We start from the raw sequence: 12,069 nt of genomic DNA, 5'->3' as shown, positions 1-12,069 counted from the left end.
TTCTATCATACCATGAGATACACGAAAAACTTTTTGCTGTTGTTGTTTCTTCCCTTATTTACAGTAGGTTGTACTACTTCGGAAAAGGAAAAGAAATATGTGATCGGTGTCTCACAATGTATGCTTGACGATGCCTGGCGGCAGTCTATGGTAAAGGAGATGCAAATTGAAGCATCCAATTATGACAATCTGGAGATCATTGTAAAAGATGCGAATAGCGATAACAATACGCAGATCCGGCAGATCAAGGAGTTGATTAAGGATAAGGTGGATGTACTGATCATTTCCCCCTTCCAGTCCAACCCGATCACAGAGGTGGCGGAAGAAGCTTACCGGGCGGGTATTCCTACCATTATAACAGACAGGAAGGTGAATACGGATTTGTACACTACCTTTGTCGGTGCCGATAACTATACGATCGGATATGCTGCCGGTCGCTATGCCGCAAGAGATCTTCCCCCTTCGGCTTCTATCCTTGAAATCTGGGGATTATCCAGTTCTTCTCCCGCACAGGAACGTCATCAGGGATTTATAGACGCCCTGGTGAAACGCTCGGATCTGAGTTTCAGGAAAGTAGAAGGGGAATGGGTGTATGATACGGCAAAGGTTCGTTTGAAACAGTTGGAATGGCCTTTCAAAGTCGATTTCGTGTATTCGCATAACGATATGATGGCTATCGCCGCCCGCGAATATTTTATGGAAAAGGCGCCGGAGTGGGCAAGCCAACTTCCGATCATCGGGGTCGATGCCGTGGCTGGTGCCGGGCTTGAAGCTGTTTCAGATGGGCGTATCAATGCTTCTTTCCTTTATCCTACCGGTGGTGAACAGGTGATCCGTACTGCCATGAAGATACTGAATGGCGAACCGGTAGAAAAGTATATTCCTTTACAAACCGGAGAGATCGATAAGGTCAGTGCCCAGACGCTCCTGATACAATCCGCCCGTCTGTTGAACTATCAGAGAAGGATCGAACAGCAACGTTCTAATCTCGATACGTTATTGAACCGCTTTAATTTTCTGCAGAACTCTTTCCTGATCATTTCTGTCCTGATGATCGGCTTTATCCTGCTTTCTATTTATACGTTCGTGATCAACTTTAAACTGAAGAAAACAAATCACGAACTGCGCGAAATCAACCGGAAAGAAGAAGAACAACGCGAAAAACTTATTCAGCTAAACGCGGAGATAAAGGAAGTGACGGCACAGAAACTACAATTCTTCACGAATATCTCCCATGAGGTTCGCACTCCGTTAACCCTGATACTGGGGCCTTTGGATAAACTTCTGAAGTTACTGCATGACTCTCCTTATCTGCGTGACCTGCAATTGATGCAGAAGAATGCGGAACATCTACTGCGTGTGATTAACCAGATACTTGATTTCCGCAAAGTAGAGAATAAGCAGGAGAAACTAAAGATACGCAATACCGACCTGGTCGCTTTTATCCGTGAACTGAAGTCTTACTTTGATAGTATGGCATCGGTGCGCCATATCGATTTTACTTTCACGTCCGATCTTAAGGAGTGTAACCTTTGGTTTGATCCGGTGATGATGGAAAAAGTATTGATAAACCTGCTTTCCAATGCGTTTAAGTTCACCCCGGAAAACGGAACGATCCGTATAAATCTGACTGAACTGGAGAATAAGATACAGGTATCGGTAGAAGATAGCGGTCGGGGCATTAAACCGGAGAATATACCTTATCTTTTTACCCGTTTCTATACGGAAAATACTTCCAGCGGAACCGGTATAGGGCTTCATCTGGTCAAAGAATATGTCGATATGCACCATGGAATGATTGTTGTAGACAGTATTCCGGGGTCAAAGACTGTTTTTACACTGACGTTGTTGAAAGGAAAAGAGCATTTTACCGATGGCTATGTCACCGAACTTCCTATTTCTCCTTTGGCGTATGATGCGGCCCAACTGGATGATTCCGTAGAGAAAGAATTGCTGTCTGTCAGATATCCTTATACGATCCTGATTACGGAAGATGACGAAGAAGTAAGAGCCTATCTGAAAGAAGAGTTGCAGGATAACTTCAATATACTGCTTGCCGCTAACGGGAAAGAGGCGCTGGAAGTGTTGGCTACTGAAGATGTATCTCTGGTATTAAGTGATGTGATGATGCCCGAAATGAACGGGTTCGAATTATGCCGTTATGTCAAAACGAATTTGTCGACCAGCCATATCCCTGTCGTCTTGTTAACGGCTCTTTCCGATGAACGCCAACGTAACTTTGGGTTGTCGGGAGGTGCGGACGAATATATTCAGAAGCCTTTCCGGATTAATTTCGTCAAACTTAAAATGATCCGGATCCTCGAGGAGCGAAAGCGCTTGCGCGATCAGTTGCTGGAAAAGTTACAAAAAGGAAAGCTGCTGCTTACCGAGCCGGAAAAGGTGAAGAACATGGATGATGTTTTCCTGAACAACTTTATCAAATGCATAGAAGAGGTTTATACCGATACCGAGTATAACGTCGAGAAACTGAGCGATACGCTGGGGCTTTCCCGTGGACATCTTCACCGGAAAATAAAAGAACTGACCGGAACGACCCCGGTCGAATTCCTGCGCAATTATCGTTTGAGTAAAGCGGCCGCTATGTTGAAGCAAAAACAATATACGGTAAGCGAGATTGCTTATCAGACGGGTTTCTCTTCGCCCGCTTATTTCTCCAAATGCTTTAAACAGGTGTACGATGTTACGCCAACGGAATATCAGTGATTTTTCCTTACTTTGTTTGATATAACAAATGTATCCTATCTATCAAATTTGTCACTTTATATAATTAAAATGCTACAGATGTGACAATTTTGATACGATAAGATGAATATTTTATCACCTGTTACTTGCATAGGGAATACTTTTGCTTTCACCAAATCATTGTTAAACGAAATAATTTAAGATTAATGAAAGCATTAAAACTACGTAAATGGTGCGTATGGATAACCATGTTATTTATGGCACAAGCTTTGTTTGCCCAGCAGGTTTCCATCAATGGAACTGTTATCTCAGGAACTGATAATTATCCTGTTGTGGGAGCTTCTATTGTAGAAAAAGGAACTACAAATGGTATAATTACCGATATGGACGGTAATTTCTCTCTTTCAGTAACTAAAGGTGCTATTATCCAGATTAGCTATATCGGATATATAACACAGGAAATTCCGGCAAATGAAAACAAGAAACTGAATATTGTCCTGAAAGAAAATGTACAGGCATTAGGTGACGTAGTGGTGACAGGGTACTCTTCACAGAAGAAAGCCGACCTGACAGGAGCCGTTTCGGTTGTAAAAATGGATGATATAAAGAATATAAACACCAGTAATGCTGTTCAGTCATTGCAGGGACGTGTTCCGGGACTCCATGTAACGAATACCGGTCAGCCTAACGGTGATGTGGATGTTAAGATACGTGGTGTCTCTACCCTGGGAAACAGCAAACCGCTTTATATCATCGATGGTATTCCCAGTACCCGTTCGATGAATGAGATAGCAACTTCTGATATTGAGTCTATCCAGGTGTTGAAAGATGCTTCCGCAGCTACTATCTACGGATCACGTGCCGCTAACGGTGTGATCATCGTAACAACAAAAAAAGGAAAAGCAGGTGGAACGCATGTTGAATTCCGTGCTTCTCTGACTGCCCAGCAGTGGCAACGCTCAGTTGATCTGTTAAATACGGAAGAGTATGGACTTGTGAATTTCCGTGCAGGGGTAAATGATGGCTCCGTTTTGAATACTACTACATTAAGTAACGGATCTATTAATGAGAAAATGAATCCCTATACTTATATGTATGATGTTGCCTGGAATAATGGCAAACCGACTTTAAATAGAATGATCCTTCCAGAATATCTGGATGTAGCAGGTGATCCTGTGATGCGTGCAGCAGACACGGATTGGGTAAAGGAAATCAGCCGTACCGGTTTTATTCAGAATTACAATGTAACTGTTACTTCCGGTAATGAAAAAGGACGTGCCTTATTCTCTGCAGATTATTATGGAAATGACGGTACAGTCAAAGGCACTTATTTTGACCGTATTACAGCCCGTATCAACAGTGACTATAAACTGTTTAACGACCGTGTGGTTATCGGAGAGAATCTATCCCTGTCTAAGACGCGTAGTTCTACGTTGGATGGCAAAGGTCTGCAGGAAAATGCAAAGAATATCCAGTCTATCGTACCGGTTCATTCGTTGGACGGTGGTTGGGGAGGCCCGGCAAGTAATATGAGCGACCGTCAGAATCCGGTTCGTTTGATTGAAGATAACAAACAAAATCACGAAGATGTGTTCCGCCTTTTCGGGGATGTGAACCTGAGTGTTGATATATTGAAAGGCCTGACATTCCGTTCTAAATTCGGTATCGATTATACCGGATGGTGGAAACGCGATATGCAAAAGACTTACCAGTCAGGTTTCATGTCGGATAAGACAGCCCGCTTGAATACATATACAAACTATGGCGGAAACTGGGTATTGAGTAATACCTTACAATATAAAGTTGATTTAGGTAAGAGTAACTTCGATATATTGGTCGGTCAGGAAATGATGAAATACAGACTTGAAGATATGTCGGCCGGTCGTGACGGCTTCCTGCTGGAAAATGAAGATTATATGTATCTGTCGGTTGGTGACGGAAACTTGCGTAATGCCGGTGGAGCAACTTCTTACGCTCTTTCTTCTTTCTTTGGAAAAGTGAATTATAGCTACGATAACAGATATCTGGCTTCTGTAACGGTACGTCGTGACGGTTCTTCCCGTTTCGGTAAAAATAACCGTTGGGGTACATTCCCGGCATTCTCTTTGGGATGGCGTGTCAGTGAAGAAGGTTTTTTTGAAGGAGCTAAAAATATTGTTTCAGACTTGAAGCTTCGTTACGGTTGGGGTAAAACAGGTAACCAGGAAATCGATAACTATGCCTCTTACGGTCTGTATCAGGCTCGTTATTATACAGATGCTACCTGGGGACGCGATCAAGGTACAGCTTATGATATTACCGGAGCAGGGCAAGGACAATTACCTTCCGGCTTTATCCGTACGCAACGCGTTAATCCGGATCTGAAATGGGAAGCAACTACTCAGAATAATGCTGGTATCGATTTCGGTGTGTTTAATCAGATGTTTACCGGATCTATCGATTATTTCTATAAGAAAACAGATGATATCCTGGTTAAACCTCCTTATATCGCAACAATAGGCTTTGGCGGTGATCGTTGGGTGAATGGTGCAAGCATGGAGAACAGCGGATTTGAATTCATGCTGACTTATAATCAAAAAGTAGGTGAAGTAGACTTAAATATCACCGGTAACATTGCCAGCTATCGTAATAAGATCACAAAATTGCCGGAAGATGTAATCAATTCTTATCCTGGTAATGGCAACGACCAGACTATTCTTGGACGTCCCTGGAAATCTCTCTTCGGTTATGTGGCTGACGGGATCTTCCAGAATGAACAAGAAGTAACAGACCACGTGGAACAACCGGGTAAAGGTGTTGGCCGTATCCGTTACAAAGACTTGAATGATGATGGAAAGATCAATGATGAAGACCGTACCTGGTTAGGTGTAGAAGACCCGAAGTTCTTGTATGGTTTGAATGTGAATGCAGGTTGGAAGAATTTTGATTTCTCTATGTTCTGGAACGGACAGGTCGGTTCTCATGCAAATAACGGTCAGAAAACATTTACGGACTTCTTCGGACTTTTCGGAGGACAGAATTACGGAAGACGTCTGGTGGATGCATGGAGTCCGGATAATACAAGCTCAACTATTCCGGCAGCTTCTGCAAATAATGTAAATGATGAAGGACGTTTCTCTACTTATTTCGTGGAAAATACTTCTTTCCTGAAATTAGCAAATATTGAAATTGGTTACCGTTTGCCGGATCATATACTGAAAGCTGCCCATATGGAAAGCGCACGTATCTATCTGTCCGGTCAGAACCTGCTGACAATCAAGAAAGGCTGGGGCGATAATGCCTTTACGGGAGCAGATCCGGAAACTCCGAACTTTGCTTATCCGGTTCCGAGAGCCTTTACTTTTGGTATCAATGTTTCATTTTAATAAATCAGATTATACAATTATGAAAACTTTAAAATATATAGCTTTCGGAGCAGCTTTATTACTCCCGATGATGTCTTGTGATTCTTTTCTGGATGAAGCTCCACAGGGGGTAGCCGATTCGGATAACCTGAATACGGCAGATAATATAGAAAAGATGGTGATTTCGGCTTATTCCATGTTGGGTAACGATAACTATCAGGAGGGTGTTAATGCTTACTGGCCTTACGGGGACTTGCGTAGCGGTGATGCTTATAAAGGAGGTGCCGGAACAGGTGATATGGGTGATTTCCATATGTTTGAGACTTTTGTCTATCTGCGTGATGATAATGGTTACCTGGATAAGAAGTGGTATTCGCAATATATCGCGATTGCCCGTGCAAACGACGCTTTGGGACGTATTCAAATGATCTCAGAAGATGTTTATCCTAAAAAGAAAATCCGTGAAGCTGAAATGCGTTTCTTACGTGCTAACTTCTATTTCGATCTGAAGATCTTGTTTAAACAAATGCCGTGGATTGATGAAAATGATAAGACAGACGATTATATTACGATATCGAACGTCGAATACACGGATAAGGAACTATGGGATATGATTATTGCCGAGTTCCGTTTTGCAATGGAAAACCTGCCTGATAAAAACGATGATCTGGCACGAGCAAATAAAGGGATGGCACAAGCTTATCTGGCAAAAGCTCTTCTGTATGCTGCTTACGAACAGGATGAAAAGCATAATGTTGTGAATATCGATAAAACAAAACTGCAGGAAGTTGTTACTCTTTGCCAGGGATTGTCTGGTAAGTATTCGTTAGCTTCTGATTTTGCCAATAACTTCCTTTGCGAAACAGAAAATGGGCCGGAGTCGATATTCGCAGTTCAGTTTTCAGTGAACGATGGAACGTTACGTGGCCGTTTGGATTGGGGTGCTATGCTGAATTATCCGATGAATCCGGAATATGGTTGCTGTGGTTTCCATAGTCCTTCACAGAACATGGTGAATGCTTTCCAAACGGATGAAAACGGATTACCGTTGTTCGATACTTATAATAATCATGATTTACAGACTGCTGACGATTTGCTTGCCACAAATATCGACCCGCGTTTGAATCATACGGTTGCCATTCCGGGGGCTCCTTATAAATATAACCCTGAGTTTATTTTTGAAACGAGCTGGACGCGCGATCCGAATACTTATGGTAGTTTTATGTCGATGAAGGAAACTGTTTTACCTGATTGTCCGTGTTTCGCTTTTGCTTCTCCGTTTATGTCGAGCTCCAAGAATCGTGATATTATCCGCTACGACGATGTGATGCTATGGCAGGCAGAAGCCCTGATCGAGTTGGGACGTCAGGCAGAAGCGCTACCGTTGATCAATGCCCTTCGTGAAAGAGCGGCTAACAGTACAGCTAAGTTAGTGGATGTACAGGGCGATCCTACAGGCAAATTCAATATTGCAACTTATCAACCGGGTAAGAACTGTCCGGAATGGACACAAGATTTCGCCCGTAAGGCTTTGCGTTGGGAACGTCGTCTGGAAATGTCGCAGGAAGGTTCGACTTTCTTCGACCTGGTACGCTGGGGTATTGCTGCGGAGACTGTAAATAAATACTTTGAAGTTGAAAGAACCCGCCGTACTTATATGGGTGAAGCGAAGTTTACTAAAAATAAAGATGAATATTTCCCCATCCCGAAAAATCAGATTAATTTTAGCAAAAAGCTATACAAGCAAAATTATGGCTGGTAAAATTAATCAATCGATAAACAGGACATTTGCTTTTGTCGCTGGTGTCCTGTTTATGACCAATATAAATAGTACTATTGTTTTATTTTAAATCCTTATTTACCATGAAAGTAAGAACTCGAAATGTATTAATTCTTGCAAGTGCTTTGATGACCTGTATCTCTACGGTAGAAGCACAAGATCTAACAATGAAAATCACGAAGAAGTATCTCAACCTTCCGGTTTCGCATCAGACTGACCGGGCGGTGATGACTTTTGACGTTGGAGGTAAGCAGGAACGGGCGTTCGATATTCGTCTGGCTCCCGAAAATCCGGATTATTGGGTATTCTGCGATATGTCCGCCCTGAAGAATAAAGAGATAAAAATATCCTATAACGGGAATAAAGCCGGAATAAACAAGATCTATCAGGCAGACGAAATTGCAGGACAGGATAGTATGTATACCGAAACCAACCGTCCGCAAATCCATTATACTCAGCGCAGGGGATGGAATAACGATCCTAACGGCCTGTTGCATTATGACGGTGAATATCACCTGTTCTACCAGCATAACCCATACGAACGCGATTGGGGCAATATGCATTGGGGACATGCCGTAAGTAAAGACCTGATACATTGGGAAGAATTGCCTATCGCCCTCTATCCCGACGAACATGGCACCATGTTTTCCGGCTCTGCCGTTATCGACTATGACAATACTTCCGGCTTCGGCAAGAAAGACACTCCGGCTATGGTAGCGATCTATACGGCCGATAATCCCGAAAAGCAGGTACAATGTATTGCTTACAGTCTCGATAAAGGACGTACCTGGACAAAATATCAGGGAAATCCGGTGATCGACTCCAAGGCGAAGTGGAACAGCAAAGATACCCGCGACCCGAAAGTGTTCTGGCACAAACAATCCAACAAATGGGTGCTTGTACTGAATGAGCGTGACGGCCATTCGATCTATAATTCGGACAACCTGAAAGACTGGACTTTCGAGAGCCATATAACCGGCTTTTGGGAATGTCCCGAACTATTCGAGCTGCCTGTCGATGGAAATAAGAATAATACCAAATGGGTGATGTATGGCGCTTCCGGTACTTATATGATCGGATCGTTCGATGGAAAGAAGTTTACACCGGAGGCTGGTAAATATTATTATTCAACCGGTTCTATCTATGCTGCCCAGACATTTACCAATATACCGGAGAGCGACGGACGCAGGATACAGATCGGATGGGGACGTATCTCTCATCCGGGTATGCCCTTTAACGGTATGATGCTGCTTCCGACGGAATTATCTTTGCGTACTACGAAAGACGGCGTTCGTCTGTTCAGCAAACCAATTAAAGAGTTTGAACAGTTGCAGACAAAAGCAAACCAGTGGAGTTCGCTGACTGCCGACAAGGCAAATGATCTGCTTCAGCAATACAATGATGCAGGAACTCTGCGTATCCGCACAACGATCAAACTATCCCATGCCACAAATGCAGGATTGAACTTATTCGGACAGTCTTTACTGAACTATGATATGAATTTCAATCTGGTAAATGGTGTATTCTATTCACCGGAGGATATGACCAGCATGGAGATCACTGCCGATATCATCCTGGACAAAACTTCTGTCGAAGTATTTATCGATAATGGCGCTTACTCCTATTCTATGGAGCGCCGACCGGATTTGAAAAATAAGGAAGGCTTCCATTTCTGGGGGAATAATATCGAAGTAAAGAACCTGAAAGTGTACACGCTCCGGTCTATTTGGAAGTAAATTGTATTATTAATTGTTTATGAAAGGATTATGTTGATGAAATATGTTTTATATCTTGCATTACCAATAGTTATTATACTGTGCATGGCATCGTGTAAGAATAGTAAACCGAAAGCTGAAACCGGGGACAATATCGCCGCGTTTCAGGAAAAGTATCGTCCCCAGTTCCATTTCTCACCGGCAGAACATTGGATGAACGACCCGAACGGCATGGTGTATTATGAAGGAGAATATCACCTGTTTTATCAGCATTATCCTGAAGCATCCGTGTGGGGGCCGATGCACTGGGGGCATGCGATCAGTAAAGACCTGGTGCATTGGGAACACATGCCTATCGCCCTTTATCCCGATAGCCTGGGATATATATTCTCGGGTAGTGCAGTGGTCGACTGGAAGAATACGTCCGGTTTCGGAACTGCGGAGAATCCACCTTTAGTAGCCTTCTTCACTTATCATAACCCGGATATAGAGCAGGCGAAACAGATAGAGATCGAATCGCAGGGCGTGGCTTACAGTATCGATAAAGGCCGTACCTGGATAAAATATGATAAGAATCCGGTGCTGAAGAATCCCGGTATCCGCGATTTCCGCGATCCTAAAGTCTTCTGGCATGAAGAGAGCGGACAGTGGATCATGTCTGTGGCATCCGGACAAACCATCACTTTCTATGGTTCTAAGAATTGTATAGACTGGTCTTTCCTGAGCGAGTTCGGTAAAGGGCAGGGTTGCCACGATGGTGTTTGGGAATGTCCCGACCTGCTTCCTCTGAAGGTAAAAGATTCGGACGAAACCAAATGGGTGTTGCTGGTTAATATTAACCCCGGTGGCCCGGCAGGCGGTTCCGCTACTCAATACTTTGTCGGAGACTTTGATGGTAAGACGTTTATCAGCGACCAGAAGAAAACCTTCTGGATGGATCATGGCAAAGATAATTATGCCGGAGTAACCTGGTCGGATGCACCCGGCGGCAGACAGATCCTGATCGGCTGGATGAACAACTGGGAATATGCCGGTGCAAAACCGTGTGTGAAATGGAGTGGTGCTGCCACATTCCCACGTGAACTGGGACTGGTAAAAGACGAGTCGATCTATTTGCTAACTTCCGAACCTGTAAAAGAACTGGATGCTTTATACGGTGAGTCTGTCACCCTCGATGCTATGAAGGTCAGCAAATCAGCCCTTTTATCCGATAAGTTCGAATTCGGAAAAGCCCCGATAGAGATCAAGCTGACGTTTGATCAGAAGGATAATACCCAGTTGGGCTTTGCATCCCGTTATGGTGTGCGCCTGAAAAACAACAAAGGCGAATATATAACGATCGGCTATGAGAATGTGGACAAGCTGTTCTATGTAGACCGTACAAATGCAGTCGGCGAGGTATTCTCTGATAAGTTCGCCTCGGTTCATTCGGTGCCTTATATCGTGAACACTCCGGAAGTGGAATGGACATTGCTGATAGATGTTGCTTCCGTCGAGTTCTTTACAGCAGGAGGGCGCGTTGTCGTGACGGATGTATTCTATCCTTCGGAACCGTTTGATACGATAGAACTCTTTACCGAAAATGGTAATGTGGAGCTGGTCGATGGAAAAATAACTGAAATACGTTCAATCTGGAAATAAAAAACATATAAATGATGAAAAAGAACAAGCCAATAGTTGTAGGGATCGGCGAACTGTTATGGGATGTGCTGCCCACAGGAAAGAGAGCCGGAGGAGCTCCGATCAATTTTGTTTATCACGCTACCCAGATGGGAGCGGAAGGATATGCGATCAGTGCCGTAGGAAATGACGTATCCGGAACCGAGATCATCCAGGAACTGGAAAAGAGCCATATTTCCAATAGCCTGGGGATCGTGGAACATCCTACCGGAAGTGTCATGGTAGAACTGAAAGATGGTATCCCGACTTATACCATCATCGAAGGTGTAGCCTGGGATTATATACCTCTTACACAGGAAGCGATCGACCTGGTGAAGAAAGCGGATGCAATCTGTTTCGGAACGCTTGCCTTGCGCTCTGCCGCTTCGAGGGAAACGATCTTAACTTTATTATCCTATGCTCGCGAAGATGCCTTGCGCTTCTTCGATATCAATATTCGCCAGTCGTATTATTCGAAGGAACTGATCGAAACATTGCTGCATAAGGCGAATGTGTTCAAGATCAATGATGACGAGCTGGTATTGATACGTACGATGTGCGACTTGGAAGGTACAGACGAGGAAGTATGCCGCCAGCTGATCGGTAAATACAACCTGCGTTATATGATCCTGACTGCCGGAAGCTCTTTCAGCTCTATCTATACCGCTGATGAGGCATCCACCATCCCGACTCCCAAAGTGCAGGTAGCCGATACGGTTGGTGCCGGCGACTCGTTCTCCGGAGCTTTTATCTATTCCATATTAACCGGTAAATCCCTGCGCGAAGCCCATCAGGCAGCGGTAGAAACAGCAGCGTTTGTTTGTACCCAGGAAGGTGCGTGGCCGGAATACCCCAATAAAAACTGATC

The 12,069-nt window shown here is 43.9% G+C and carries 6 protein-coding genes; all 6 read left to right on the top strand.

Features of this window, described 5'->3' with window-relative positions; all coding sequences use genetic code 11:
- Window positions 1-12: 12 nt before the first annotated feature.
- A complete protein-coding gene (locus tag HMPREF1212_RS18950) occupies window positions 13-2,724 on the top strand; it encodes a substrate-binding domain-containing protein (RefSeq protein ID WP_046150686.1) in 2,712 nt (903 codons plus the stop codon).
- A 185-nt stretch (window positions 2,725-2,909) separates the two neighbouring features.
- Entirely contained in the window at window positions 2,910-6,068 is a 3,159-nt protein-coding gene (locus HMPREF1212_RS18945) for a SusC/RagA family TonB-linked outer membrane protein (RefSeq protein ID WP_046150685.1), read from the top strand.
- A 19-nt stretch (window positions 6,069-6,087) separates the two neighbouring features.
- Window positions 6,088-7,809, top strand: coding sequence for a RagB/SusD family nutrient uptake outer membrane protein (locus tag HMPREF1212_RS18940; protein ID WP_046150684.1), 1,722 nt, complete (start codon window positions 6,088-6,090; stop codon window positions 7,807-7,809).
- A gap of 101 nt (window positions 7,810-7,910) precedes the next feature.
- The gene (locus HMPREF1212_RS18935) at window positions 7,911-9,563 is read left to right on the top strand and encodes a glycoside hydrolase family 32 protein (RefSeq protein WP_046150683.1); all 1,653 of its coding nucleotides are present in this window, start codon (window positions 7,911-7,913) and stop codon (window positions 9,561-9,563) included.
- Between the two features lie 84 nt (window positions 9,564-9,647).
- Window positions 9,648-11,183 (top strand): glycoside hydrolase family 32 protein, encoded by a 1,536-nt coding sequence (locus HMPREF1212_RS18930; protein ID WP_232430161.1) that lies wholly within the window; start codon window positions 9,648-9,650, stop codon window positions 11,181-11,183.
- Window positions 11,184-11,197: 14 nt separating this feature from the next.
- Window positions 11,198-12,067 (top strand): carbohydrate kinase family protein, encoded by an 870-nt coding sequence (locus HMPREF1212_RS18925; protein WP_046151236.1) that lies wholly within the window; start codon window positions 11,198-11,200, stop codon window positions 12,065-12,067.
- Window positions 12,068-12,069 lie beyond the last annotated feature (2 nt).

The organism is Parabacteroides sp. HGS0025 (assembly GCF_000969845.1).
Lineage (GTDB): Bacteria > Bacteroidota > Bacteroidia > Bacteroidales > Tannerellaceae > Parabacteroides > Parabacteroides gordonii.
This window is presented reverse-complemented; position numbering and strand designations above follow the sequence as displayed.

Excerpts from the sequence above, each read along its gene's own strand:
- HMPREF1212_RS18950 (WP_046150686.1), top strand. The coding sequence starts at position 13 with ATGAGATACACGAAAAACTTTTTGCTGTTGTTGTTTCTTCCCTTATTT.
- HMPREF1212_RS18945 (WP_046150685.1), top strand. The coding sequence starts at position 2,910 with ATGAAAGCATTAAAACTACGTAAATGGTGCGTATGGATAACCATGTTA.
- HMPREF1212_RS18940 (WP_046150684.1), top strand. The coding sequence starts at position 6,088 with ATGAAAACTTTAAAATATATAGCTTTCGGAGCAGCTTTATTACTCCCG.
- HMPREF1212_RS18935 (WP_046150683.1), top strand. The coding sequence starts at position 7,911 with ATGAAAGTAAGAACTCGAAATGTATTAATTCTTGCAAGTGCTTTGATG.
- HMPREF1212_RS18930 (WP_232430161.1), top strand. The coding sequence starts at position 9,648 with ATGGCATCGTGTAAGAATAGTAAACCGAAAGCTGAAACCGGGGACAAT.
- HMPREF1212_RS18925 (WP_046151236.1), top strand. The coding sequence starts at position 11,198 with ATGAAAAAGAACAAGCCAATAGTTGTAGGGATCGGCGAACTGTTATGG.